This window comes from Streptomyces chattanoogensis (assembly GCF_001294335.1).
Lineage (GTDB): Bacteria > Actinomycetota > Actinomycetes > Streptomycetales > Streptomycetaceae > Streptomyces > Streptomyces chattanoogensis.
This window is the reverse complement of record NZ_LGKG01000154.1, coordinates 43,293-68,656: the sequence shown is the minus strand read 5'-3', so window position 1 is coordinate 68,656 and position 25,364 is coordinate 43,293. Positions and strand designations below refer to the sequence as shown.

At 72.9% G+C, this 25,364-nt stretch carries 24 protein-coding genes; 10 read left to right on the top strand and 14 right to left on the bottom strand.

Annotated features, from left to right (window positions below):
• Positions 1-155: 155 nt before the first annotated feature.
• A complete protein-coding gene (locus ADL29_RS27395) occupies positions 156-902 on the bottom strand; it encodes a helix-turn-helix domain-containing protein (RefSeq protein ID WP_053926254.1) in 747 nt (248 codons plus the stop codon).
• Between the two features lie 129 nt (positions 903-1,031).
• Here ADL29_RS27395 and ADL29_RS27390 point away from each other — a divergent pair, with 129 nt between their 5' ends.
• Both ADL29_RS27390 and ADL29_RS27385 read left to right on the top strand, forming a co-directional pair.
• Positions 1,032-2,177, top strand: coding sequence for an MFS transporter (locus ADL29_RS27390; RefSeq protein ID WP_245689650.1), 1,146 nt, complete (start codon positions 1,032-1,034; stop codon positions 2,175-2,177).
• Between the two features lie 125 nt (positions 2,178-2,302).
• On the top strand, positions 2,303-2,749 hold the full coding sequence (locus ADL29_RS27385) for a nitroreductase family deazaflavin-dependent oxidoreductase (RefSeq protein WP_046929464.1): 447 nt from the start codon (positions 2,303-2,305) through the stop codon (positions 2,747-2,749).
• 25 nt (positions 2,750-2,774) lie between these two features.
• On the opposite strand, the gene ADL29_RS27380 is transcribed toward ADL29_RS27385, so the two are convergent.
• The 3 genes from ADL29_RS27380 to ADL29_RS27370 all read right to left on the bottom strand — a co-directional run bounded on the left by ADL29_RS27380 (position 2,775) and on the right by ADL29_RS27370 (position 6,257).
• Complete coding sequence (locus tag ADL29_RS27380; RefSeq protein WP_053926253.1) at positions 2,775-4,703, bottom strand: ABC transporter permease; 1,929 nt, start codon at positions 4,701-4,703, stop codon at positions 2,775-2,777.
• A 107-nt stretch (positions 4,704-4,810) separates the two neighbouring features.
• Positions 4,811-5,611 carry a molybdate ABC transporter substrate-binding protein gene (gene modA, locus ADL29_RS27375; RefSeq protein WP_053926252.1) on the bottom strand — a complete coding sequence of 267 codons (801 nt, stop codon included), beginning with the start codon at positions 5,609-5,611 and terminating at the stop codon, positions 4,811-4,813.
• 250 nt (positions 5,612-5,861) lie between these two features.
• Entirely contained in the window at positions 5,862-6,257 is a 396-nt protein-coding gene (locus ADL29_RS27370) for a TOBE domain-containing protein (RefSeq protein WP_046929461.1), read from the bottom strand.
• A gap of 209 nt (positions 6,258-6,466) precedes the next feature.
• Between ADL29_RS27370 and ADL29_RS27365 the strand changes: the two genes are divergently transcribed.
• The gene (locus ADL29_RS27365) at positions 6,467-6,886 is read left to right on the top strand and encodes a TOBE domain-containing protein (protein ID WP_053926251.1); all 420 of its coding nucleotides are present in this window, start codon (positions 6,467-6,469) and stop codon (positions 6,884-6,886) included.
• A 22-nt stretch (positions 6,887-6,908) separates the two neighbouring features.
• Here ADL29_RS27365 and ADL29_RS27360 read toward each other — a convergent pair whose 3' ends face one another.
• From ADL29_RS27360 to ADL29_RS27350, 3 genes are all read right to left on the bottom strand, one after another.
• Entirely contained in the window at positions 6,909-7,391 is a 483-nt protein-coding gene (locus ADL29_RS27360; protein WP_053926250.1) for a molybdopterin-dependent oxidoreductase, read from the bottom strand.
• A 180-nt stretch (positions 7,392-7,571) separates the two neighbouring features.
• Complete coding sequence (locus ADL29_RS27355) at positions 7,572-10,355, bottom strand: molybdopterin-dependent oxidoreductase (RefSeq protein ID WP_053926249.1); 2,784 nt, start codon at positions 10,353-10,355, stop codon at positions 7,572-7,574.
• Positions 10,352-11,179, bottom strand: coding sequence for an FAD binding domain-containing protein (locus tag ADL29_RS27350; RefSeq protein WP_053926248.1), 828 nt, complete (start codon positions 11,177-11,179; stop codon positions 10,352-10,354). The genes ADL29_RS27355 and ADL29_RS27350 overlap by 4 nt, the downstream gene beginning before the upstream one ends.
• Before the next feature lie 243 nt (positions 11,180-11,422).
• On the opposite strand from ADL29_RS27350, the gene ADL29_RS27345 reads away from it, so the two are divergent.
• Positions 11,423-12,961, top strand: a complete 1,539-nt coding sequence (locus tag ADL29_RS27345) for a PucR family transcriptional regulator (RefSeq protein WP_053926247.1) — start codon at positions 11,423-11,425, stop codon at positions 12,959-12,961.
• A 21-nt stretch (positions 12,962-12,982) separates the two neighbouring features.
• On the opposite strand, the gene ADL29_RS27340 is transcribed toward ADL29_RS27345, so the two are convergent.
• Both ADL29_RS27340 and ADL29_RS27335 read right to left on the bottom strand, forming a co-directional pair.
• Positions 12,983-13,402: a TOBE domain-containing protein gene (locus ADL29_RS27340; protein WP_053926246.1), complete on the bottom strand. Its 420-nt coding sequence runs from the start codon at positions 13,400-13,402 to the stop codon at positions 12,983-12,985.
• A 9-nt stretch (positions 13,403-13,411) separates the two neighbouring features.
• Positions 13,412-13,825 carry a tautomerase family protein gene (locus ADL29_RS27335; protein ID WP_053926245.1) on the bottom strand — a complete coding sequence of 138 codons (414 nt, stop codon included), beginning with the start codon at positions 13,823-13,825 and terminating at the stop codon, positions 13,412-13,414.
• A gap of 190 nt (positions 13,826-14,015) precedes the next feature.
• Between ADL29_RS27335 and ADL29_RS27330 the strand changes: the two genes are divergently transcribed.
• From ADL29_RS27330 to ADL29_RS27305, 6 genes are all read left to right on the top strand, one after another.
• Positions 14,016-14,915, top strand: coding sequence for a LysR family transcriptional regulator (locus tag ADL29_RS27330; RefSeq protein WP_053926244.1), 900 nt, complete (start codon positions 14,016-14,018; stop codon positions 14,913-14,915).
• Between the two features lie 372 nt (positions 14,916-15,287).
• Entirely contained in the window at positions 15,288-15,473 is a 186-nt protein-coding gene (locus tag ADL29_RS27325; RefSeq protein WP_046929452.1) for a hypothetical protein, read from the top strand.
• Between the two features lie 114 nt (positions 15,474-15,587).
• Complete coding sequence (locus ADL29_RS27320) at positions 15,588-16,184, top strand: hypothetical protein (RefSeq protein WP_245689649.1); 597 nt, start codon at positions 15,588-15,590, stop codon at positions 16,182-16,184.
• Entirely contained in the window at positions 16,181-17,173 is a 993-nt protein-coding gene (locus ADL29_RS27315) for a DUF6895 family protein (protein ID WP_078971324.1), read from the top strand. Before ADL29_RS27320 ends, ADL29_RS27315 begins: the two co-directional genes overlap by 4 nt.
• The gene (locus tag ADL29_RS27310; RefSeq protein WP_053926242.1) at positions 17,170-18,105 is read left to right on the top strand and encodes a DUF6895 family protein; all 936 of its coding nucleotides are present in this window, start codon (positions 17,170-17,172) and stop codon (positions 18,103-18,105) included. Before ADL29_RS27315 ends, ADL29_RS27310 begins: the two co-directional genes overlap by 4 nt.
• Positions 18,102-19,145, top strand: coding sequence for a serine hydrolase domain-containing protein (locus tag ADL29_RS27305; RefSeq protein WP_053926241.1), 1,044 nt, complete (start codon positions 18,102-18,104; stop codon positions 19,143-19,145). The genes ADL29_RS27310 and ADL29_RS27305 overlap by 4 nt, the downstream gene beginning before the upstream one ends.
• On the opposite strand, the gene ADL29_RS27300 is transcribed toward ADL29_RS27305, so the two are convergent.
• The 5 genes from ADL29_RS27300 to ADL29_RS27280 all read right to left on the bottom strand — a co-directional run bounded on the left by ADL29_RS27300 (position 19,100) and on the right by ADL29_RS27280 (position 25,280).
• Entirely contained in the window at positions 19,100-19,729 is a 630-nt protein-coding gene (locus ADL29_RS27300; RefSeq protein WP_053926240.1) for a hypothetical protein, read from the bottom strand. The two genes, ADL29_RS27305 and ADL29_RS27300, sit on opposite strands and share 46 nt — an antisense overlap.
• A gap of 89 nt (positions 19,730-19,818) precedes the next feature.
• Positions 19,819-21,849: an ATP-binding protein gene (locus ADL29_RS27295; RefSeq protein ID WP_053926239.1), complete on the bottom strand. Its 2,031-nt coding sequence runs from the start codon at positions 21,847-21,849 to the stop codon at positions 19,819-19,821.
• Between the two features lie 119 nt (positions 21,850-21,968).
• On the bottom strand, positions 21,969-23,054 hold the full coding sequence (locus ADL29_RS27290) for an enoyl-CoA hydratase/isomerase family protein (RefSeq protein WP_053926238.1): 1,086 nt from the start codon (positions 23,052-23,054) through the stop codon (positions 21,969-21,971).
• A gap of 114 nt (positions 23,055-23,168) precedes the next feature.
• The gene (locus ADL29_RS27285) at positions 23,169-24,494 is read right to left on the bottom strand and encodes a condensation domain-containing protein (RefSeq protein WP_053926237.1); all 1,326 of its coding nucleotides are present in this window, start codon (positions 24,492-24,494) and stop codon (positions 23,169-23,171) included.
• Between the two features lie 63 nt (positions 24,495-24,557).
• Complete coding sequence (locus tag ADL29_RS27280; protein WP_053926236.1) at positions 24,558-25,280, bottom strand: SDR family NAD(P)-dependent oxidoreductase; 723 nt, start codon at positions 25,278-25,280, stop codon at positions 24,558-24,560.
• Between the last annotated feature and the right edge of the window lie 84 nt (positions 25,281-25,364).

Genomic DNA, 25,364 nt, shown 5'->3' with positions numbered 1-25,364 from the left:
ACGCCACCTCGACCACGCCTGCGCCGCCGCCCTGACCAACTGGGCCGAACAGCACCGCCGCAACCAGCGATCGGCGGAACTCGTCTCCTGACGGCAGGCGTGAACGCGGGGGTGGCCGGCACTGCCGGCCACCCCCGCACCCGTCAAGGACCAGGTCAGGGACGCCTGTTGTGGGTGCCGGGGGTATAGCCGAACGCGCGGCGGAAGACATCGATGAAGGCGCTGGTGGAGGACCATCCGCAGCGGTGGGCGACGGTGGTGACCGGCACGTCGTCGGCCAGCATGCGCAGGGCGTGGTAGAGACGCAGCTGGGTGCGCCACTGAGGGAACGTCATGCCCAGTTCGCGGCGGAACAGGCGGCTGAGGGTGCGCTCACCGGCGCCTGCGGCGGTGGCCAATGCGGCCAGCGGGCGCGGGTCTGCGGGGTTGCGGTGCAGCAGGCCGCACACGGCCGTCAGACGAGCGTCGGTGGGGGCGGGCAGCTGGACGGGCTGCTGGGGTGAGGCGCGCAGCTGGTCCAGGAGGACCGCGCGCAGGCGCAGCCGTTCCGGCGTGTCGTCGTGGGGGCGGCGGGTGTAGGCGAGGATCAGTTCGCGCAGCAGGGGGCCGACCGCGAGGACGGTGGGGGCGTCCAGGCCCAGCGGGTTGGTGTCCGGAGGCAGGCCGAGCAGGTGCAGGGCGAGGTGGCCGTGGGCACGGTGGGAGTGGACGCAGCCGGCGGGAACCCAGATGGCCCGGGTGCCGGGGGCGAACCAGGTGCCCGCGTCGGTGGTGACGGCCAGGACACCGGAACCCGCGTAAATGATCTGGTGGTCGTCGTGACGGTGGGCGTCGATGTGCTCTCCGGGAGCCAGCATCTGGGTACGGGTGGGCGCCGCGGGAGTGTGGCGGATGTCCGGCATAAGTTGGCAATTTATCGGAAGCGCGCCAGGTCGTGCCGTGGCCATGATGGGGCGGTGACGACACATCAGACTTCGCGTGACGGGCGCAGGGCTTCCCCTCCTGCGCGCTCCGGCCGTCCCCTGACGCTGCTGTCTGTGGGGCATGCCTGTGTGGACGTCTACCAGGGAGCGGTGGCGGCCCTGGTGCCGTTCTTCGTCTCCGAGCGCGCCTACACCTACGCCGCCGCCTCCGGCATCGTCCTGGCCGCCTCCCTGCTGTCCTCGGTGGTGCAGCCCCTGTTCGGGGCCCTCACCGACAGGTGGCCCCTGCCGTGGCTGCTGCCGGTCAGCACGCTGCTGGGCGGCGCCGGCGTCGCCCTCACCGGTGTGACCGGCTCCTACGCCCTCACGCTGCTGGTCGTCGCGGTGACGGGGATCGGCGTCGCCGCGTATCACCCGGAAGCCGCACGTGCGGCGCGCACCGCCAGCCGTGGCAGCCACACGGCGATGGGCTGGTTCTCCCTCGGCGGCAACCTCGGTTTCGCCGCCGCGCCCCTGATGGTCTCCGCCGTCATCGCCACCGGCGGGCTGCACGCCTCCCCGCTGCTGGTCGTCCCCGCCCTCGCCGGAGCGGCGCTGTGCGCGGCCGCGCTGCGGGGCATCGAGGCCCCCGCCTCCGCTGCGGCGACCTCGGCCGCCGGCGCGGACCAGGCCCTCGGCAGGGACGACTGGGCGTCGTTCGTGAAGTTGTCGGGGGCGGTCGTGTGCCGCTCGGTCGTCTTCGTCGGCCTCAGTGCCTTCATCTCGCTGTATGTGCGCCTGCGCACGGGCGGCGGCGAGGCCTCCGGTACCGCCGCGCTGTTCGTGCTCTACCTCGGCGGCGCGGTGGGGACCGTGGCCGGCGGGAGGCTCGCCACCCGTTACGGCCGTATCCCGGTCGTCCAGTGGTCCTACGCCCTGACGGTCCTCGCCGTCGCCGGTGTCGTCCTCGTCCCCGGCCCGCCGCTCTACCTGTTCGTCGCCCTCACCTCGGCCGGCCTGTACGTGCCCTTCTCCCTGCATGTCACCCTCGGCCAGGACTACCTGCCCCGGCGGATGGGCACCGCCGGCGGCGTCACCCTGGGCCTGACCGTCAGCATCGGCGGTATCGCGAGCCCGGTCATCGGCGCCCTCGCCGATGCCACCTCCCTGCAGACCGCCCTCGCCCCGCTGATCGCCCTGCCCGCCCTCGGCTGGCTCCTTCTGCGCACCCTGGACGAGCCCGAGATGCCCACCCTGGTGGAAGCACCGGGGTGAACCGGCACCACGGCCCGGCGCGCCCGGGAATGCCGGGAATCTTGTGCGCGCTGTGGTGGTTGAGTGAGGGTCAGAGCTGTCGACAGATCGTCGATGAGGGACGGACACGATGAGGGACGGACGCTATGCCGCTGCAGGGTGAGTACGAACCGAGTCCGGCGCAATGGGTACGCGATCAGGTGGCGTTATACGAGAGCTCCGGGGGCACGAAGGGGACAACGCTCCGTGGACTGCCCGTCATCGTCCTGACGACCCTGGGCGCGAAGAGCGGGAAGATCCGCAAGAGTCCGCTGATGCGGGTGGAGCACGAGGGTGTGTATGCGGCGGTGGGCTCGGTGGGCGGTTCCCCGAAGCATCCGCTCTGGTACCACAACGTGATCGCCGATCCCCGGGTGGAGCTCCAGGACGGCCCCGTGCGCCGGGACATGACGGCCCGTGAGGTCACCGGCGAGGAGAAGGCGCTCTGGTGGGCGCGCGCGGTCGAGGCCTTCCCCGACTACGCCGACTACCAGGAGAAGACCGAGCGGGAGATCCCGGTCTTCGTGCTGGAGCCGGCGGCCGCGGAGCACTGACCGCCGGCCTGCCGTGGGACGGTGCCTACAGACCGACCAGCGTGACCTCGGTCGCCTTGACGCTGGTCCAGACGGCGGCGCCGTCCGCCAGCCCGAGTTCCGAAGCGGCCTGCGGGGTGACCTCGGCCACCAGGTCGGGGGCCTCGGGCGAGGTGATGAGGAGACGCAGCCGGCTGCCCGCGGTGGTGATTTCGCGGACCGTGCCGGGCCAGACGTTACGAGGGCTGCCCGTGGGCCTGCCGAGGTGTACGGAGACCGCCTCGGGGGCGATGATCGCCAGGGCCGGGGCGCCGTCGGCGAGGCGCTCGGCGACGACGAGACGACCGCCGCCGGTGAGCCGGAGGCCGTCGGCGGTGGCGGTGCCGGGCCAGGCGTTGCGGCCCAGCATCCGGGCGACCCAGGGTGAGCGGGGGTGGCGGGCGACCTCGGCGGGCGGGGCGTCCTGGAGGGCGCGGCCCCCGTCCAGTACGAGGACCCGGTCGGCCAGCGAGACCGCTTCGACGGGGTCGTGGGTGACGATGAGGCAGACCCCGCCGAAGCCGGCGAGATGGCGGCGCAGGGTGTGCCGGACGTGCGCGCGGGTGGTCTGGTCGAGGGCGGCGAGCGGCTCGTCGAGCAGCAGCAGTCGCGGCCGGGCGGCCAACGCCCTTGCCAGGGCGACCCGTTGGGCCTGGCCGCCGGAGAGCTGGGCGGGTTTGCGGTGGGCGAGATGGCCGACGCCGAGCCGGTCCAGCCACTGCTGTGCGGCCCGGCGGGCCTCGGCGCGCGGGGTGCCGTGGGCGCGCAGCCCGTACGCGGTGTTGGCCAGGGCGTTCAGATGCGGGAAGAGGGCGCCGTCCTGTGGGACCCAGGCGACGCCGCGGCGGTGCGGGGGCAGCGCGCTGACGTCGGTGTCGCCGAGCCGCAGCGTGGCGCGGGCTCGTGGGGTGAGGCCGAGGAGGGCGCGCAGCAGGGTGGTCTTGCCGGCGCCGTTGGGGCCGACGACGGCGATGGTGGTGCCCGGGTCGGCGTCCAGGGTCAGCCAGTTGAAGCCGGTGACGTCGGCGTGCAGTGGCCAGCGGCCGTCGGGGGCCGGCCGTTCGGCGTCGGCGGCGGGCGGTGCGGTCCCCGGCTCCTGGTCGTCGGCGCGTGCGGTGCGGCGGGCCGCGCGGTCGGCCGTGGCCCCCGTCCAGCGTCCGCGCAGGGCCACCAGGACGGCCATGGCGATGACGAGCAGCAGCAACGAGACCGAGGTGGCGGCTTCCGGGGTGTTCTGGAGCAGCAGATAGACCTGGAGCGGCAGGGTCTGGGTGGCGCCGGGCAGGTTGCCGGCGAAGGTGATGGTGGCGCCGAATTCGCCGAGCGCGCGGGCCCAGGTCAGCGCGGCACCGGCGGCGAGGCCGGGGGCGACCATGGGGAGGGTGACGGTGCAGAAGACCCGTACCGGCGAGGCGCCCAGGGAGGCCGCGGTCTCCTCGTAACGGGGGCGCAGTCCGGCCAGCGTGCCCTCCAGGCTGATGACCAGGAACGGCATCGCGACAAAGGTGGCCGCGACCACCGCGCCGGAGGTGTGGAACGGCAGGGTGAGCCCGAAGGCGTCCTCGAGCCAGGGGCCGAGCAGTCCGCGGCGGCCGAAGCCGAGGAGGAGGGCGACACCGCCGACGGTCGGCGGCAGCACCATCGGCAGCAGTACGAGCGAGCGCACCAGCGCCTTGCCGGGAAAGCTGACCCGCGCCAGCAGCCAGGCCAGCGGCACCCCGAGGAACAGGGAGAGGCCCAGTGCGCAGAAGGAGACCAGCAGCGAGAGGCGGAGCGCTTCGGTGACACCGGGGGCCGTCAGGTGGGTGCCGAGGTCGCTCCAGGTGGTTCGGGCGAGGATGCCGATCAGCGGCATCAGCAGGAACACGATCGCGAGCAGCGCGGGGACGCCCAGTACGAGGGGGGCGCGGGTACCGGGGGTGCGCATGCGTCTCATCCGAGTTCCAGGGATCGGTCAGGCCCGGCGGGGGGGCGTACGGCGAGGGCGCCGCACGGGGCCGTCCGCTCCCCCGAGCCGGGCGGACCCATGCGGCGCACGGAGGGTTACGGCTTCTGGAAGCCCGCGTCCTGCAGGATCTTCTGCGCCTCGGGGCTGCTCAGCCACTTCACGAACGCCTCGGCGGCCTTGGCGTGCTCCGAGGTCTTCAGGGTCGCGGCCGGGTAGGAGGCGATGGCGTTCTGCGCGTCGGGGATGTCGATCGCATCGACCTTCTTGGGCGCGGTGGCGGCATCCGTCGTGTAGACGAGACCGGCGTCGGCCTCGCCCATCTCCACCTTGCTGAGCACCGCACGGACGTTGGGCTCCTGCGAGACCGCCTTGACCTTGAGCTTCTGGGCGTCCAGGACCTGCTTGCTGTAGCGGCCGACCGGCACCTCGGCGGCGGCGAGGACGACCTTCAGCTTGCTGTCGGTGAGGTCCTTGAGGCTCGCGATCTTCTTCGGGTTGCCCTCGCCGGTGGCGATGACCAGGCGGTTCTTGGCGATGACGGTCGGCCGGCCGTGATCCGCCTTCGACAGCGAGTCCATGGTCTTGGTGTCGGCGGTGACCAGGGCGTCGGCGGGGGAGCCCTCCCTGACCTGGGCGGCCAGTTCCTGGGAGCCGGCGAAGGAGAAGTTCACCTTCGTGCCCGGGTGGTCCTTCTCGTAGACCGCGGCGGCCTTCTTGAAGACATCGGTGAGCGACGAGGCGGCCAGCACGGTGAGGTTCGCCTTCGGGACGCTGCCGCCCGGCTTCTCGGCGCCGTCCTTCTTCGCGTCGTCGTTGCCGCAGGCGGCAAGCGGGACGAGCAGGGCGGCGGTGACGAGCGCGGCGGCGGTGCGGCGCACGGTGACGACACGGGACATGGGGCGGTACTCCTTGTGACGCGGGCGGCGGATGCCGCCCGAGCGGATGGGAACAAGCCGCGCCGAGTGGGGTCTCCCCTGCTCGAGGACGTTCGAGAGCTAGGGGAAGGGCGACGCCGCTGGCATGAGGCAGCCGACCGGTGGGGGACGGTGGTGCGGTGCGGGGGGGGCGAGGCGGTGGGGGGACCGCGGCGGGTCGAGAGCGCGTGGTCACGTGGCGGTCCGGGTGCGTTCGGGCCGGCCCGGCGCTTCAGGTGCGGTCGATGTGCACGCTGGTCGACTTCACGCGGGCGGTGGCCTGCATGCCGACCTCCAGTCCCAGTTCCTCCACCGCTTCCCGGGTCAGCAGGGACACCAGGCGGTGCGGCCCTGCCTGGATTTCGACCTGTGCCGCCACATCGCCGAGTTTGACGGCGGTGACGATGCCCGGGAAGGCGTTACGGGCCGAGGTGTACGAGCCGTCGTCCTCACCGGTGCCGGTCTGTGCGACCTCGATGGAGAACGCGGCCAGGTCCCGGCCGTCGATCAGGCGGCGCCCGCTGTCGTCGCGATGGGTCGCGACCTTCCCGGCATCCGCCCAGCGGCGGGCGGTGTCCGGACTGACGCCCAGCAACCGCGCCGCCTGGCCGATTGTGTAGGACTGCATGTGCGACAAGATATGCAGTATTGGCTGGCATTTGCAATTCTTTTGGCGGATGTATATAGCAGGCGCAAGGGCCATTGGAGGAAATACCGAGGGGGACTTCCGGCCACCCCTCACCCCTGATTCTTGCACTGCGCATCCAGGTGATCACATGGAGTGTGGCTAGGGTGCAGGAAGATCCGACATCCGACTCCACAGGTGAGGCACCCCCCATGAGCCTGAGCATTCGCAATCAAATTCCCGGCACCGTCATCTCGGTCTCCACCGGCGCGGTCATGGCGACGGTCAAGGTCCGCCTCGACGGCGGTCAGGACATCACCGCCGCGATCACCCTGGAGGCGGCCGAGGCGCTGGGCCTCGCGGCGGGTTCGGCGGTCCATACGCTGATCAAGTCCACCGAGGTCGCCCTCGCCACCGGGGCGGTGGAGGGGCTGAGCATCCGTAACCGCATCCCCGGCACCGTCGCGGGTGTGTCCACCGGGGGCGCGATGGCCGGGGTGAAGGTCAGCATCGCGGGCGGCGAGCTGACCGCCGCGATCACCAAGGATGCGGTGAACGACCTGGAACTGACCGCCGGTTCACCGGTCACCGCGCTGATCAAGTCCACCGAGATCTCCCTCGCCACCGCCTGACCCGGGCCCCTGGGGGAACCGTTCACCCCCGGGGGAACTCCGCCTCCCCCGGCACCGCACACGCACCGACCCAGATCCCGGTGATGGCGCTGATGTACCGCGCCCCGCAGCGGTCCGAGGGCACCACCAGCTGGCTGCCCGCGTCGTCCAGCCCGTGTCCGTCCATCGCCGTGGCCAGCAGAATCGGGGAATCGCCGAAGTCGGCGTCGAGCTCCGCCCAGGACAGCACCGCATGGTGGCCGTCCCCGCCGGTGACGGACAGCAGGAAACGGGAACGGTCCTTGCGCCGCCGGGCGTCGAAGGCCGGCCCCGCCTCGGCGATGACCTCCCGCAGCAGCGGCCCTTCGAAGGTGTGGCGCCGGGGCCCGTTGGTGGCACAGTCGAAGACCACCTCGGCCCGCCGCTGCGGCCAGCGCTCCCGGAGATCCGCGACGGTCAGCGCGAGCGGCCGGCTCAGCTGGCCGCGGATCACCAAGCGCCGGAGACCGGTGGAGAGTCGGCTCATTCGAGTCCCCCTTGAGGCTGTTCGCGTGGCGACTGCCTCCTGTCATGCCCGACCGGTCCGTCGATGAACCACGAATGCCAGAGCAATGCCGCTCTTTACCTGGCTCGCGTGAGGGCGAAGGGGCCATGCGGGTGGTGCATACGGGGTTGAGTTCCGGCCGCCTCCACACTCTCCAGACCCTCACACCGACCCTTCTCGCGACGGATGTGCCGTGGCCGGCCGGCCGTCCGCCGCTCCGGCCGCCCGGTGCTCCTCGAGGGCCAGCCACACCTTGTCGCGCAGCAGCGGCAGCTCCGTGAAGCGCACCCCGGTGGCATCGCGCAGCGCATTGGCGAAGGCGGGCGCGACCGGGTTGAACGGGCTTTCGCTCATCGACTTGGCCCCCAGCGGCCCGATCGCGTCGGAGGTCTGCGTGAAGTGCACCTCGGTGCGCGGGATGTCGGCGTAGGCCGGCAGCCGGTAGCGGCGGAACGCGGGGGTGACCACCTTGCCGCCCTCGTCGATGAGGACCTGTTCGAAGAGGGTCGCGCCGAGCGCCTGGGCGACGCCTCCCTCGACCTGGCCCCGGCACTGCATGGGGTTCATGACCCGGCCCGCGTCGGCCGAGTGCACACTGCGCAGGATCTTCATCTCCCCGGTGTCCGGGTCGACCGCGATCCGGAACCACTGGGCGTTGAAGGCCACCGAGCGGGGCGAGCCGCCCCAGTGGCCTGCCGCGGACAGTGCCACCTCCTTGGCGTGCGCGGCCTCGTGGAGCTCCTTGAGGGACACCGGCCGCCCGTCGCACTCCACCGAGTCCGCCGTCAGCCGGCACAGGCTCCTCGGCACCCTGACGTGTTCCGCGGCGAAGGAGAGGATCCGCTCGGCGAGGCCGTTGGCGGCTTTCATCACCGCCTTGCCCGCGACCACCGTCCCGGCCGAGCCGAAGGCGCCGGTGTCATGGCGTACGACATCGGTGTCGGACTGCCGGACGGTGATCCGGTCCACGGTGGTGCCCAGTGCCCCGGCGGTGATCTGCTGGTGCACGGTGGTCGTCCCGTTGCCGAACTCCGCGGTGCCCACCGCGAGGTCGTACGTGCCGTCCTCCAGCAGCGTCACCGTGGCATCGGCGAAGTGCCCGCCGGGCGGCCCGGTGGCGATCATCGACATCGCTGCGCCCTGCCCGACCAGCCAGCCCTCGGGTGCGTCGGCGGCGCTGGTGTCCTCCGCGAGGGCGTCGCGCACGACGCGCAGGCACTGGTCGAGGCCGTAGCTGGCGATCTGCAGGTCCTCCTCCTCTCCCCCGGGGCTGATCATGTGCTCCCCGGGGCCGATGATGTTGCGCTCGCGAAAGACCAGCGGGTCGATGCCCAGGCGGCGGGCGATCTCGTCCATCGCCGACTCCACGGCGAAGGTGACCTGCCCGAGCCCGTAGCCGCGGAAGGCGCCGGCCGGGACGGAGTTGGTGTAGACGGAGTACGCGTTCACCTTCTTGTGCGGGGCGCGGTAGACGGCCATCGACTCGCCCACGCTGTGGAACATCACGGCCGGGCCGTGGTTGCCGTACGCGCCGGTGTTGGCGACCACCCGCAGCTGAAGTGCGGTCAGCGTCCCGTCCTTCTTCGCCCCTGTCTTGATCCCGATGCGGAACGGGTGCCGGGTGGTGGCGCCGAAGAACTGCTCGGCCCGGGTGAACTCCAGCTTCACCGGCCGCTTCAGCCGCAGCGCGGCCAGGACGACGATGTCCTCGGTGAGCATTTCCTGCTTGCCGCCGAATCCTCCGCCGACCCGGCCCGCTATCACCCGGACCCTGTCCTGCGGCAGGTCGTAGAGCGTGCAGAGGGCGCGGCGGGTCAGAAACGGGACCTGGGTGCTGGAGCGGACGGTCAGGCGTCCGTCGTCCTCGAAGTATGCGACACAGCCGTGGGTCTCCAGGCTGGCGTGCTGCACCCGTTGGGTACGGAAGGTCTCCTCGTAGACGAGGTCGGCCGCCGCGAACCCCTCCGCGACGTCGCCGATCTCGCCGTGCACCTCGCCGACGACGTTGTTCTCCGGCCGGGCGATCCGCGACGGCTCCGCGCCCTTGGGGTGGATCACCGGCGCACCGGGCCGCATCGCCTCCTCGGGGTCGAGGACGTACGGCAACTCCTCGTATTCCACGACGACCTGGCGGCAGCCCTCTTCCGCGGCCGCCTCGCTGCCGGCGACCACGGCCGCCACCCGCTGCCCGACGAACCGAACCACGTCGTCCAGGACCCGGGTGTCGTCGGGGTCCTCGGTGGGGTGCTCGTGCCGGGCCGAGGAGAACAGCCGCTCGGGGGCGTCGTGGTGGGTGAGGACGGCATGGACTCCGGGCACCCGCAGCGCCGCCGAGGTGTCGATGGAGACGATCCGCGCATGCGGGTGCGGGGAGCGCAGCAGCTTCATGTGGAGCAGGCCGGGGATGTCGATGTCGAAGGTGTAGCGGGCGGTGCCGGTGACCACCAGAGGCCCGGCGGGGGCGCCCAGGTTGCGGCCGACGGCCTGCCCCGGGGACGGCTCCTCGACATGCCTGACCCCGCGGACGGCGTCTTCGATGGCCCGGTAGCCGGTGCAGCGGCACAGGTTGCCCTTGAGGGCGCGCGGCAGATCGGCCCGTTGCTCCTCGTCCAGTTTCGCGGCCGTCATCAGGAATCCGGCCGTGCAGAAGCCACACTGGAAGCCCTGGGCGTCGAGGAACTGCTGCTGTACGGGGTGGAGTTCGCCGTCGGCCGGGGCGAGGCCCTCGACGGTGGTGACGCGGCGGCCGCCGGCGCGGACGGCCGGGTAGAGGCAGCTGTGTACGGGCTCGCCGTCGACATGGACGGTGCAGGCGCCGCAGTCGCCGGCGTCGCAGCCCTTCTTGACCCCGAACCAGCCGCGGTCGCGCAGATAGGTGCGCAGGCACTGGCCGGGCCGCGGTGCGGTGTCGAAGTGCCGTTCGTTGACATGGATGCCGAAGCTCATCGTCGGGCCTCCCCGGCCAGTTCCCGGCGGATCTCCTCGGAGAGCCGCAGCGCCATGTGCCGGCGCCAGGCCGGCAGTCCGTGGATGTCGTCGAACCAGTCGCCGTCGGCGAGGGTCCGCTCGATCGTGTCGCGCAGTTCCGCGGCGCCCGGCGGGGCCGGGAACCAGAAGCGGAACGGCCGTACGGTGGCGGCGGTGAGGGTCACGGCGAGCGAGCCGTCCAGCGGGTCGAGGGTGCCGATGACCAGGGCGCCGGAGCGGCCGAGTCCGTAGAGGGACGCCTGGCGGAATGCCGTACGGCCGGCGAGTGCGCGGGCGGGCAGGGTGACCGAGCGGAGCAGTTCGCCTTCGGCCAGGTCCTTGCGGCCGGCTCCGGTGATGAAGTCCGTGACCCGGGTCCGGCGCCGGGTGCCGTCCTGGGCCTGGAGCAGAACGCTGCCGTCGAGAGCCGCGGTCAGCGAGATCATCGGGCCGGCGGGCAGGGCGTTGCAGAGGTTGCCGCCGACGGTCGCCATGTTCCAGATCTTGAACGAGGCCAGGAAGGCGCGGCAGCACTGTTCGAACAGCGGCGCCGCCGGGATGTCCTGATGGGCGCGCGCGAAGCGGGACAGCTGGGCGATGGTGCAGGTCGCCGCGATCTCCAGCGAGCCGTCGGGCTGCCGGCGCAGGGGCTCCCAGCCCATCCGGCTGAGGTCCAGCAGGCGCCGGAGGTGCGGCTGCGGCTCGGAGAAGAGGTAGGTGCCGCCGCCCAGCCAGGCGTCGCCGCTGCGCCAGGGGGCGCGCTGCCGGGCGTCTCGCACCTCCAGCACCGTGTTGAGGTCCATGCCGCCGAGTGAAGCAACGCGAGGGTGGTCGGCACGACTGGTGCGCAACACGGAAAAAGACGAGCGCGGCGGCCCGGAACTGGATGATCAACCAAGAGGTGTTCCGGCCGAGAAGGCTGGCATTTACCATGACGTCACTCGTATCAGCCTCGTGAATGTGAGATCCGCAGCCGAGGCATGCATGCGGGATGCCGGGACCCCTCTCCGACCGTCCTCCCCGGCAGCCGTCCAAGGAGCCAGCCCATGCACGTCGAAGACCTCCTCCAGCTCGACTCGCTCGATCTGACCCTGCTGTGGGGTGAGGACGCCCTGCTCGCCCGGGAGGTCGGCGGGGTGACCGCCACGGACCTGGAGGACCCGGCGCGGTTTCTGCAGCCGGGCGAGCTGGTGCTCAGCGGGCTGGTGTGGTGGGCGGCCGGGGACGGCCGGGCCAAGGCCGACCGTTTTGTCTCCGCACTGCGGTCCACCGGGGCCGCGGCGCTGCTGGCGGGCGAGGAGACCCATGGCACGGTGCCCGAGGTCCTGGTCGAGTCCTGCCGCGCACACCGCATCGCCCTGATCTCCGTCCCCGCGCACACCACCTTCCGGGCCATCACGGAGGCGGTGTATCTGCGCCAGTGGGGAGACCTCAGCCGCCGCCCCACCGGCCATTACGCGCTGCCGGAGAACGTCCGCACGGAACTGGCCGGGCTGCTCGCGGAGGACGCCGCGCCGGATGCGCTGCTGGACCGCGCGTTCGCCCATCTCGGCGGGCCCGCCTGCTATCTGCTGACGGCCACCGGGCGGGTGGTCGCCCGTACCCCGGCGGCGCCGTTCCTGACCGCGCAGCAGGCCGCCCGCGAGCTGGCCGGGGCGGCCGGCACGAGTCTGCGGATCGACGGGGACACCGGCCCGGACGGGGGCTTCGGCCCGTACGACAGCTGGCATCTGCATCTGCCCGGGGAGGCCGATGCCCCGCCGCGCGTCCTGCACGAAATCGCCGATGTCCTCGCCCAGTACCGTCATCACGCCGGCCGCCGGGAGGCGGCCGGGCGCCGCGCCGCCGATGAGCTGATGGCGCTGGTCGGCACCGCCCCGTCCGACGGCGCCGCGCTGGACTCCGCCCTGCACGCCGCCGGTCTTCCCGCCTCCGGCCCGTACCGGGTGGTGGTCGCCTCCCTGGGCGGCGACGACGGCGACGGGGCGGTCGGCGCGCTCGCCGAGGCGCTACGGCACTTCCCCGACGAGCCGTTCGCGGCCGGCCGCCTCCCGGGCGGCGAGGCCGTCGCGGTCGTCCGGGCGGACCCCGACGCCGATGGCCGCACCGCGCTGCGCGACCTCTGGCCCGCCCTTCACACCTGCCGGCCGGGGACCCCGCTGCACGCCGGCGTCAGCGCCCTCGCGGCCGCCCCCGACGGCCTCGACTCCGCGCTCTCCCAGGCCCGTTACGCGCTGGCCGCGGCCCGCGCCGACGCCCCGAAGGACGCCCGGGTGACCTCCGTCGAGGACCTCACCACGCTCGGCACCCTGCTCGCCGGGGTCCCCGCCGAGGTCCGTACGGCCTTCAGCTCCCGCGTCCTGGGACCGCTGGACCGCGGCAGCAGCAGCTCGCACCGGATGCTCCTGGAGACCCTGGAGGTCTTCCTCGCCCAGCACGGCTCCTGGGCGCGTACGGCCGAGGCCCTGCATCTGCACGTCAACACGGTCCACTACCGCATCCAGCGCATCGAGCTGCTCACCGGCCGCGATCTGTCCCGGCTCGACCACAAACTGGATCTGCATGCGGCACTGTTGTGCCGGTAGGCCCGCCCAGGGCGGGCGCCGTTACGGCGCCGACTGCCCGCGGCGGTCCGACCGGTCGACATGGACATGGGTCGACTTGACGCGGGCGGTGGCGGTGACGCCGACCTCGATGCCCAGTTCCTCGACCGCCTCCCGGCTGACCATCGACACCAGCCGGTGCGGTCCGGACTGGATCTCCACCTGGGCGATGACGTCGTCGACGACGACGGCGGTGACGATTCCGGCGAAGGAATTCCGTACCGAGGTGCGGACCTCGCCGGGGACCGGATGCAGCCCGGCGGCCCGGTCCTTGGCGAACACCGCGAGGCTGACGCCGTCGATCACCCGGTTCCCCGAGCCGTCCCGGTCCATCCGCAGCTGACCGCCGTCGGCCCAGCGGCGGACGGTCTCCGAACTCACTCCCAGCAGCCGGGCTGCCTGGCCAATGCTGTACGACGGCACCCCCGCACTCTAGAGGTGCCGGCCCCCGCCGCGCTCCCCGGCCCGGCGGTAGAAGTCGAACTGGGTCACGCCGTTGTAGCCGTAGCTCTCGGGGTGCAGTTCGTGCAGCGCGACGCCGGACCGGGGCAGCGGGCCGAGGACGTCCGACAGCAGCTCACCGGCCCGTGCGATGAAGGCGGCCTTCTCCGCGGCGCTGTTCGTGCCCAGGGTGATGCTGGCCTCCACGTGCGCATCGCGGGCGCCGGTCAGGGGCTTGCCGTCGATGTAGTAGCTGCCGGCCGGAACCAGGTTGATCTGGACGATGGTCCGCGCACCGGCCTTGCCCAGGACCGACACCGCCAGCCCGGTCAGCCCGTCGGCAAGGGCGCGCTGGACGTCGGTGGGGAGGTCGGGGTCGGTGACGGTGACCCGGAAGTACGGCATGGCTCTCCTCGGTACGTGTCGTGCTGCGAGCTCGGTGTGCGTCCGCCGGATCCGGCGGCACGGAACCAGCGTTCACCGGCCTGGCACCATAGATCCAACGCATAGCCGTCATGGAGCTATGAGGCGGACGCATAAGGGCCGGTGAGGCCACGCATGGGGGCCGGTGAGGCCGACGTTCAGAGGGGGGCGCATGGCCGTGAATCTTCCGCAGCTGAGGGCTTTTCTCGCCGTCGTCGACGCGGGCGGGTTCAGCGCGGCCGCCGCCGAACTGGGCATGAGCCAGTCGGCGGTCTCGCACGCCGTCGCGTCCCTGGAGCGCGAGCTGGCCGCCCCGCTGCTGGTCCGCGCCACACCCGCCCGGACCACGGCGCTCGGCGAACGGGTCCTGCCGCACGCCCGCATCGCGCTGTCGGCGGCCCGGTCCGTGGAGCAGATCGCGGCGGACGCCGCCGGAGCCATGACCGGCACCGTGCGGCTGGCCGCCACCCCGACCGTCTGCCAGGGGCTGGTCCCCGGCCTGCTCCGGCACTGGCGCGGCGACCAGCCGGGGATCACGGTGCGGGTCTTCGAAGGGGACAGCGCCGAGGTTTCGGCCTGGCTGGAGAACGGGACGGCCGACGCCGCCGTCCTGATCGACCCTCCCCCGGCCCCCGCCGGCGGATGCCCCCGCCCCGGCGTCGAGCTCGCCGTGGACGGCTACCGGGCCCTGCTGCCCCGGGACCACCCGCTGGCGGGCGAACCGGCCGTCGACATCCGCGACCTCGAGGACGACCCGTTCCTGATCTCACCCAACGGCTGCGAAGCCCGCATCCGTACGATCCACCGCCTGGCCGGGCTGCGCTTCTCCCCCACGCACCGGGTACGGGACCTGGCGACCCTGATCAGCATGGTGCAGGCCGGTATCGGCGTGACCGTCCTGTCCGAGGTCTCGCGCTCCCTGATCCCCCCGGACCTGGTTCTGCTGCCGCTGGAGCCGGGGACCTCGCGCCGCCTCGTCCTGACCGGGCCTCCTGCCCGCCCCTGGCACCCCGCGGTCCGCACGCTGGCGGAGTCCGCCGCCGGTCATCTGGCCCGGACCGGGGTTTTCTGACGGCACGTCAGACGTACAGGCCGACCGGAGTGGTCGCCCGCCTTCGCGGGGCGGATCCGCCGAGCACCCCCTCGACGACACCGCCCACCTTCCGTACTTGCCGGTAGTACACCCGAACAGAGCACTGCAAAAGGGTGCCGGACGGGGCGGGGCGGGCCACTCCGCACACCGTTCAGCCGCACCTGACCACCCGTCACCATCCCTCTGCCGCCGGTAAGTCGGGACGGGCCGCGACAGGAATTCCCTGCGGTGCACCCGCCCGACCGGACCTGTGACCGGGCAGCAGAACCCACAGTCCGATTCCTCCGGATTGCGGGCGTTTTGGGCCGATGCAAAGGTGGATCACGTCCGCCGCACAAAGGAGGAAAACCCATGGTTACGGATCGCACAGCACCGACCGAAACGACCATCCTGGCCGCGGAAGTCGAAGGCCTGCTGGACTCCGCCGAACCCCACGGTGTGTTCCGCGACACCCGCGAATGCGGAGCAGGCCTGCTGCTTCTGGCGCTCCTGCTGATCTCTCCGCCCACTCCCCGTCCGAAGACGGACGAGCGGTAAAAGGGGTCTGCGTTGGCTGAACAGGCGCAGGGCGCAGTCCCGCTGAGCGCTGTGATTGCCGATGCCGCAACCGGGGTCGCCCTCGCCCTCCGGGGCGAGGGCGACCCTTACGCCGTGTCGCGCATTCTGCGGCAGGGCGATGCGGCATCGCTCGCGGCGCTGCGGGTACTGGGCGCCGATGCGCTCGCACCGTATGCACTGGACCACCGGGTATGCCCCGGTGGCGATGACGAAATGGTGGTACGCCAGGCACTTACCGCGTACCCGCCGGGAACGGATGCCTCGGAGGTGTCGGTGTGGAGTTACCGGGGCCTGGTCGAGGCGTCGCACTCGTATCTGTCCGGCGGCGCGGAGCCCTGGCCACAGCCGCCACAGGCCGCAGCCGGCTGGGTGACGGCCGACCCATGGCCCAAGCTCGCCCACCGGGTGTCGCAGCTGGCCGCGCTCGCCCTCCCCGGGCTCGCGCCGGGCCTCGCCGATGATCTGGCCACCCGTACCGACGACCTGGCGCGCGGCTTCGTGCGCGCGGTCCGCCGCCGGGACTGGCTGCAGGCGGCCGGCGTGGGCCGCTGGCTGTCCCGGCTGCCCAAGGTGCCACAGACCCTGGGGCTGGACGCCGGGCTCGCCTTCGTACGGCAGATGAGCGACGGCGAACCCCGGGTGGCGGTCCATGTGGCGGCGGCCCACCGGTTCTACGGGCGGGGTTGGTGACCGGCGGCCGGGGCGACCCGGGGCTGCTGGACCGGATGGTCGGCAACAGCCTCGGGTGGCTCGACGGGGCGCGGCCGTTCTTCCGGCTGCCCCCGAACGTGACCACGGACGCCGATCCGAACCTGACGCTCAAACCGCTCGGCGAACTGGCCGAGTTGACGCAGGTGATCGCCTCGTTGCACCCGTGTGCCGGAATCCGGGAGACGGCGGGCGGGCTCTTCGCGTTCGCCTGGGGCGAGACCCGCGACGGGGAGCTGTTCGCCGAGCTGGTCCGCGGTGAGCCGTTTGCGACGTACCCGGTGGAGATCTACGGGGCCTTCGCCCGGGCCGGCCGGCGCAACGCGGCCGTCGAGGAGCTGCTGTCGACGACGGCCCGGCTGCGGGGCTGGCGGGTGGCGCGCGACGACCACACCCGTACGCTCGGTGTGCTCAATGCCGAACGGCGGATCGGACTGCCCCAGCACGCCGATTTCGACGCCGTGTTGGGGCACACCGTGCTGGGCCGGCTGCCGGAGCCCTGGGCGCTGGACCGCAGGGCGGCCTACGGCGTGACCCATGACGTTTTCCACCTCACGGACTGGGGGCGCACACCGCGGCGGCTGACTCCGGACCTCGCCGGTTATCTGCGGCTCTGGCTGCCCTCCTGGCTGGAGAGCTGGCTCGAGGAACAACTGTGGGACCTGGCAGGCGAGTTGCTGGCCGTGAGCGCCTGCCTGCCTGATGCACCGTACGACTCCGCCGCCTGGCAGCGGCTGGCCGGTGCACAGGCGGCCGACGGCAGCGTGCCGGAGACCGGCACCGCGCCCTGCCCGGACGATCCCGCCGAGGCCTTCACGGCCTGCTATCACTCCACCCTGGTGACCGCGTTCGCCGGCACCCTCGCCCGGATCGCCGCCGGCCCTTCCGCGGAAGGGTCCGGGGCGGCGGCGACGGACCGGCGGGCTCCTTCCGCACACCCCCTACGCTGCGAAAGCGAGGCAATCCCGTGACGGTGACGGCCGCACCCGCTCCTCCGGCGCTGCTGCACGGCGTCGGCGACCGGGCCCTGACCTGGCTCGACAAGCACCGCGACTTCTTCCGGCTGACCGACGAGGACCGCGCCACCGGTGCCGCCCTGATCGAACGGCTCAAGCCGATCGGCGAGCTGGCGATCAATATGCAGGTGCTGTTCCGGGAGGGCGTGGCCGGTTCCCGGCAGCACGCCCGCGCCGGGCAGCTGCTGGACTTCACCTGGCGGGAGCTGCTGGACGGCGGCAATGTGCTGGCGGCGCTGCAGCACCAGGAGCCGCTCTCCCCCGTTCCCCTGGAGGTCTATGCGACCTTCCACGAACTGGGCCACCGCCATCCCGCGCTGGAGGCGGCCCTGGAGGTCCCCCGGCGCACCGCCACCTGGACGGCGCTGGAGATGGTGCCCAACCGGCGGCTCGGCGTCCTCAACGCCGAGCGGAAGATGCGGCTGCCGCCGAGCGCCGACTTCGACCAGGCACTGGCGGCCACCTGGCTGGGCCGGATGCCGGAGCCGTGGACGGTGCAGCACCACATCGCCTACGACCTCACGCACACCGTCTTCCACATCACCAACTGGGGGGAGGCGCCGGAGCGTATCCCGCCGGCGCTGGCCGACTACCTCGCGCGGTATCTGCCCGCCTGGATGGAGGACTGGGCGGACCTCGAGCACTGGGATCTGCTGGGCGAGCTGCTCGTCGTCGACGCCTGTCTGCCACGGCCCACCCTGGACGGTGCGATGTGGGAGCGGTACGCGGCGGCACAGTCCGACAGCGGGGCGATGCCCATTCAGCGCGGGATGCCGGCCGGGGACCCCGAGGTGGTCTTCGACCTCGTCCATCACCCCACCCTGGTGGCCGCGTTCGCCTCGGCGATGGCCACCTCGCGGTCGCTCTCCGCCGACGCGGCCGGATGAGCCGCGACCGCCCCGGTGGCGCCCTCGGTGACCGTCTCGCGGAGGCGGTCACCCTCATCGACGCCCCGGACATCGTGCTGGCCGTCACCCACCGGAAGCGGCGGACGGTCATCACGGGCGGCAGCGCGCTCGCGCCGCCCACGCCCCGCCATGCGCTGCGCTACGAACTCGGCTCGCTGTCCAAGTCGTTCGCCGTGCTGCTGCTCGCCGAACTGGCCCGGTCCGGCGTGCTGTCCCTCGACGACCGGCTGGCCGACCATCTGCCGGGTCTGCGCCTCCCGCACGCCGCCTCGCGCCGGATCACCCTGCTCCACCTGGCCACCCACACCTCCGGGCTGCCCCGTATCCCCGCCGACCTGATCGCCGGCGCGCTGCTGCACCCGTACCGCAACGGCTACGCCCGCTACGACACCGACCGCCTCCTGGACACCTTCGCCCGGACCCGGCTCCGGTACCGGCCGGGCACCCGCTGGCGGTACTCCAACTTCGGACTGGCGCTGCTCGGTCCGGCCATGGAGGGCGCCACGGGCACCGACTACGCGGCCCTGCTCACCGAACGGGTGCTGCGGCCGCTCGCCCTGACCGGCACCACCCTGGGCGCCGGCACCACCGGCACCGACGCCGTCGGCCACCGTACGAACGGCAGAACCCCGGTGCCCGGCAGCGACATGGGCGGCTTCCGCGCCGCCGGGGCGGTGCACTCACCCCCGGACGACCTGCTCACCTATCTGGAGGCCCAGCTCTTCCCCGGGAACACCCCGCTGGCCGGGGCACTGCGCGACGTCCAGATCCCGCTGCTGCGCCGCGGCTGGCGGCACCGCCACACCCACACCCTGGCGTGGTTCCAGCACCCCGCCCCGCGCGGCCGGCTGCTCTTCCACGTGGGGGCGACCTTCGGCCAGCAGGCGTTCCTCGGCTTCCACCCCGTGTCCGGCACGGGTGTGGTGGCCGTCGCCACCCGGCGCGGCCGCACCTGCCACATGATCGACACCGCTTACGAGCTGCTGTACGAGCTGGCCGGCGAGCCGGTGGACCAGTGACGGGGGCGCACCTCGATGCCTATCCAGTCCTCCACCGAGTAGTGGAAGAGGTTCTCGCCCAGGAAGAGGGTGACCAGGCTCTTGCCGCGCTCCCAGGTGATCTGGCGATCCGCGTCGGGGTCCAGCAGCAGCAGCCGCGCACGGGGCAGCGGATCGCCGAGGCGGGTGCGGAGCAGGCGTGCGGCTTCGTCATAGAAAGCCGTGAAGTCCTCCTCCCGGGCGTCCTCGTCGAGGACGACCCGAGCGGGAAGCGCACCCCATGATTCCCCCTCCGCGAAGTAGGCCAGCGGAAGGGCGAGGAAGGACTCCTCGTGGCACCGCGGTTCGTCGCAGGCCACGCCCGGGTCGTCGGTGTCCGCACAGCCCGGGTATGCGCCCAGGACGAGATGCCAGGCCTCGTCCGCCGGGTCGCCGAGCGGCCAGGGCCCCATCCAGCCGACGGCGGGCCCGCCGTCCTCGCGAGGGGCGGCCCAGCCGTGGCGCACGAAGACCTCGTCGAAGGCGTCGCAGCACCATGGGGTGTCGGCGAATTCCTGCACGTGGTCGAGCCATTGGCCGGTCAGCGGAAAGGAAATCATCGACATGGTGCGAAGCTACCGGCCGCCACTGACAACGCGCCCCGCAGGCGGCGGCCCTCGCCGTCGGCCCGCCGCAGCCGTTCGCCCCCGCCCGGTCAGAGATCACCCGCCAGCACCCGGGCCAGGGAGGCCTCGGGGCGCGCCTCCGTGCCCCGGCGGAAGGCGTCCGCGTACGCCTCGTCGCCGATCGCCGCGCGCGCCCGCTGCTCGCACTGCTCGCGTACGGCGCGCAGCTCGGGCGTGCCGCGCTGCGGGTGCCCGACGGTGCGCCAGTATGCCTGGCCGGTGCCGTAGACCACGGCGGCGCTCTCGCCGTTGCCCTGTGCCGCCACCGCGGCCGCCAGCAGGTCGAGGCCGAGCGCGATACCGAAGTTGTCGCCGATGCCCTGTTTGGCGACGAGCATGGCGCGGGCGTGGTCCGCGGAGTCCTCGGGGCGGCCCTGGAGGAGCGCGATCAGGGAGAGCTGGTAGTCGGCGTAGGAGCGGGCCCAGTATTCGCCGTGCGCCACACAGTCGCGGCGTAGTTCGGCCGCCTCGGCGCGGGCCTCGGTGAGTTTGCCCAGGGGGGTGAGGGCGAAGATCCGGACGATGTGGCAGCGCAGCCGGGCGGCGGAGTCGAAGGGGGCGTCCGGCATCGGGCCGAGGACGTGGTCGGCGACGGTGTACGCGGCGAGCGGGCGGGCGGCCATCAGGTGGGTGAGACCGACGAGATAGCCGGCCGCGAGCATCGCCTCCGCGTCGCCCTCCTCGCGGGCCGCGCGCGAGCACTGGCGGCCCAGTTCGTCGGCCGTGTCCAGATCGCCCTGGAACAGCAGGGCGACACCGAGCATCCACAGCGCCCGGGTGCGGGCCGGGCTCGGGGCCAGGCGGGCGGCGAGGGCGCGTTCCAGATAGCCGCGGGCCTCGTGCAGATGGCGGCAGCAGCTCCAGAAGAAGCCGATACAGGCGCTGAGTTCCTGGGCGCGTTCGGGGTCGGCGACCAGGAGGTGGTCGAGGGCGGTGCACAGGTCCACATGGGCCTCGGCGACCCGTCCGTACCATCTGACCTGGTCGGGGCCCAGCCAGCCGACGTCGGCCCGGCGGCCGAAGCCGAGGAAGTGCTGGGCGTGCCGGTCGGCGAGCGCCGTCGCCTCGCCCAGTTCCTCCAGCCACATCCGGCCGTACTCGCGCACCGTGTCGAGCATCCGGAAACGCTGCCCCTCGCGCCGGATCACCGATTTGGCGGCCAGACCGGCCAGTGCGGTGCGGACGCCCCCCGCGGTCAGCGGGCCGCCGGCGCACACGGACCGGGCGGACTCCTCGTCGAAGGTGCCGCGGAAGACCGACAGCCGCGCCCACAGCAGCCGCTCCAGGGGTTCGCACAGTTCGTGGCTCCAGCCGATGGCGGTGCGCAGGGTGCGGTGCCGCGGGGGGCGGGCCGCGTCGTCTCCGTCGAGGGTGTCGAAGCGGGAGTTGAGGCGTTCGGCGACCCGCTGGGCGGAGCTGTGGGCCAGCTGGGCGCCGGCCAGTTCCAGGGCGAGGGGGATGCCTTCGAGGCGGCGGCAGATGGCGGCCGCGGCCGCGGCGTTCGCCGGGTCGGTGAGCCGGAGGCCGGGCGCCGCGGCCCGGGCCCGCTCGCGGAACAGGGCCAGGGCGTCGTTGTCGCCCTCGACCGGCAGCGGCTCGATCTCGGTGATCCACTCGCCGACGACGTCCAGCGGCTGCCGGCTGGTGATCAGTACGGTGACCAGCGGGGCGGCCGTCAGCAGATCGCCGATCAGATCCCGGCAGGCGGCGACCAGGTGCTCACAGGAGTCCAGCACCAGCAGCATCCGCTTGTCGGAGAGCCAGTCGCACAGCGCGGCGGCCGGCATCCGGGCCGTGTGGTCGGACAGCCCCACGGCGTCGCAGACGGTGGCCGACAGCAGCCGGTCACCCTGCAGGGGCCACAGGTCGGCCCAGCGCACCCCGTCCGGATGACGCGGCAGTGCGGCACTCGCGGCGCGCATCGCGATCCGGGTCTTGCCGACGCCACCGGGGCCGGTAAGGGTGATCAGCCGGTGCTGCGCCAACTCGATGTTCACTCTGCGCAGTTCGTCCCTACGCCCGACGAAACTGGTGGAGTCTTCGGGAATATTGCTCGCCACCGGCCCAGTTTGCCCCACGCGGCCGCAAGAAGGGGGCGGTGACGGACCCGTTCGCCCATCGGCGTCACCAGGAGCCCGCGGAGTCAGGGCCCGGCCGTCGGTGCCGCTGGGGCAGGGCATCACCCGATGGTTTGCTGTGACGAGGTTGACGTCCGCCCCGCGGCCAGACCGAGCTCCTCGTTCCCCAACGGCAGGAAGTGGCGGGCGACTTCGGCATCGGACACCTCGCGCAGCAGCGCCGGGGACCAGCGCGGGTTGCGGTCCTTGTCGATGATCCGGGCGCGGACGCCCTCGACGAGATCGGGGCCGCCGAGCGCCGCGCACGAGACGCGGTACTCCTGGTCCATGACCTCCTCCAGCGACCCGAGCGTCCGGGCCCTGCGCAGTGCGGCGAGGGTGACCTTCAGGGCCGTGGGCGACCGGCTCAGCAGGGTTCCCGCCGCCTGCTTCGCGGCCTGTTCGCCGCTGTCCTCCAGGCGCGCGACGATCTCCTCGACCGAGTCGGCGGCGTAGCAGGCGTCGATCCAGGAACGGTGCCCGGCCAGTTCGCCGTCGGGTACGGGGGCGGCGTGACGGCGCAGTGCCTCGGTCACGTCGGCACCGGAGAGCGCCGTGGCGAACTCCGGGAGCCGCGCGGCGGGCACGAAGTGGTCGGCGAGGCCGCAGAGCAGGGCGTCGGCGGCGCCGGCCGGGTCTCCGGTGAGCGCGAGATGGGTGCCCAGCTCGCCGGGTGCACGGGAGAGCAGGAACGTCCCGCCCACGTCGGGGACGAAGCCGATCCCGGTCTCCGGCATGGCGACCCGCGAACGTTCGGTGACGATCCGTACGTCGCCGTGCGCCGAGACCCCGACGCCGCCGCCCATCACGATGCCGTCCATCAGGGCGACACAGGTCTTCGGGTAGCGGGCGATCCGTACGTTGAGCCGGTACTCGTCGCGCCAGAACGCCCGGGACGCGGCCCCGCCGCCCGCGCGGACGTCGTCATGGATGGCGCGGATGTCACCGCCGGCACACAGCCCGCGCCCACCGGCCCCGCCGATCACCACGGTGGTCACCGCCGGGTCCCGCTCCCAGTCGTCGAGGGCCGCGGCGATGCGGCGCACCATGGTGTGGTCGAGGGCGTTGAGGGCGTGCGGCCGGTTGAGGGTGAGGCGGCCGGCGCGGCCGTCGGTGTGCAGGAGTACGCAGTCGTCGCGGTCGGGCATGGGCTGAGGGGTCCTTCCGGCGTGCCGGGCGGGGGCGGTGTTGTCCGGCGTCAGTTCATCAGACGGCCCGGGGCCGCGGGGCGGCGCGGTCCGGGGTGCCCCGGCAGCCGGGTCTCAGTGCTCCACGAGACGCCCCGGGGCAGCCGCCGCATGCGGGTCCGCGTCCGCGACACGGCCGAGCAGGTCCAGGAAACGGTCCTGGTGGGCGGCGAGTTCCTGTTCCCCGTACACGGTGGGGTTGGCGTCGTGGTCGATCCGCAGGCCGGGGTCGCCGGTGCGGCGGTGGAGGGTGAGGGTGAGATCGTCGACGGCGCCGGCGGAGAGCTGGTGGATGTCGGACGGTGCGCCGGCGAAGGCGGGGGCGTCGTCGCAGAGCATGAGGTGGATGCCTGGTCCGGTCAGGGGGCGTCCCGTGGCGGGCAGGCCGAGGTCGCGGCGGATGTCCTCGTGGCGGTAGCGCTGGTGGCGGCGGGCGGCGCGGATGCCGAGGACCACCTGGCGGGTGAGGTCGGCGAAGGTCGCCTCCGGGGGTACGGACAGCCGCAGCGGCAGGACATTGCCGACGGTGCCGGGGACGCGGAGCGCCGTGGCGCCCATCCGGCCGCGCATCGGGAGGCCGAGGACGACCTCGGGGCTGCGGGTGACCTCGGCGACGTAGCGCGCCTGGGTGGCGATGAGGACGTCGGGCCAGGTGGCGCGGACGGCCCCGGCCAGGGCGTCGATCCGCTCGGTGAGTTCGGTGCCGAGCCAGGCGGTGGTGCGCAGCGCGGTGCGCACGGCGGGGGCGGTGCGTCCGGCGAGGGTGGGGGCCTGGGGGCGGTCGGCGAAGGCGTGGCGCCAGTGGGCGCGGTCGGTGTCGTATGCCGCGCTCGCCCGGTACGCGGCTTCCTCGGCGGCCAGGTCCGCGAGCCGCCCGAAGGGGCTGGGGCCGGGCTCCTCCCCCGCGGCGAGAGTGGTGTAGAGGGCGGCGACGCGGCGTACGACGAGCCCGAAGCCGTAGGTGTCGAGGGCGAGGTGATGGACGCGCTGGTACCACAGCCAGCGGCGCTCGCCGACCTGGAAGAGGGCGTTGCGGAAGAGCGGGCCGCCGGCGAGATCGAAGGGGCGGGCGAGGTCGTCGCGCATCCAGGCGTGGGCCACCGCGTCCGGGTCTCCCAGGTCGAGCAGGCCGGCGGCGTGCAGCGCGAAGCCGTGTCCGGGCGCCTCGATCTCGAGCGGGAACTGCCGTGGCCCGTCGGGCGTTTCCTCGATGCGGACGCGCAGCGCGTCGGTCTCGCCGACGGTCCGGTGCAGCGCCTCGGCGAAGCGCACGGGGTCGAGCGGGCCGTGGATCTCGACGCAGGCCGCGAGGGTGTGGGCGGGGCTGTCCGGGTCGCGGGCCTGTGCGTGCCAGAGGGCGAGCTGGGCGGCGGTGAGCGGAACGGAGAGGGGGCGCACCATCGAGGGGCCTTTCGCCGGTAGGGGGAGCGAGGAGATGCGGTGGGGTACGGGGACGACGCCCGGTCAGGCGTACTGCGTCGCGCCGCCGTCGACGTAGAGGTCGTGCATGGTGATGTGGCGGGCGCGGTCGGAGACGAGAAAGGCGACGGCCTCGGCGATGTCGAGGGGTTCGGCGATCCGGCCGAGGGGGGTGTCGAGGTGCGGGGCCTGGTGGTCCCCGTAAGTGCAGCCGGGGGACACCACGTTGCAGCGCACTCCGCTGCCCGCCAGTTCCAGGCCGAGGGATTTGGTGAAGAGGGTCGCGGCGGCCTTGGACGCGGCGTACGCGGCCAGCCCGGCCCGTGGTACGCCCACCGCGTGGGAGCCCACGGTGATGATGCTGCCGGACCGGCGGGCGGTCATTCTGCGGGCCACGGCGCGGGAGATCCGGAAGACGCCGGTGGTGTTGACGGCGAAGGTGTCGTCCCAGTCCTGGTCGGTGAGGTCGACGACGGACGCGGTCCGCAGCACACCGGCCACGTTGACGAGGATGTCCAGCGGGCCGACGGTGCGTTCGGCGTCGTCCACCAGGGCGTCGACGGCCGTGCGGTCGGTGATGTCGACGGCGCGGGCGGTGATCCGCGCGCGCCCGTACCCGGCCTCCAGGGCGGCTATGCCGTGCGCGTCCCGGTCCACGGCGATCACCCGCGCGCCCTCCTCGGCCAGCAGTCGCGCCACGGCCTCACCGATGCCCCGCCCGGCGCCGGTGACCAGCGCCGTCCGCCCGGACAGCTCGGAATCCCACACGCCGCATCCCCTCGCCTCGAATAAACTTAGGCAAGCCTAACCTAAGACGCGAGGGCGGTCTCCTCCCCTTCGGCGTCCGCTGCC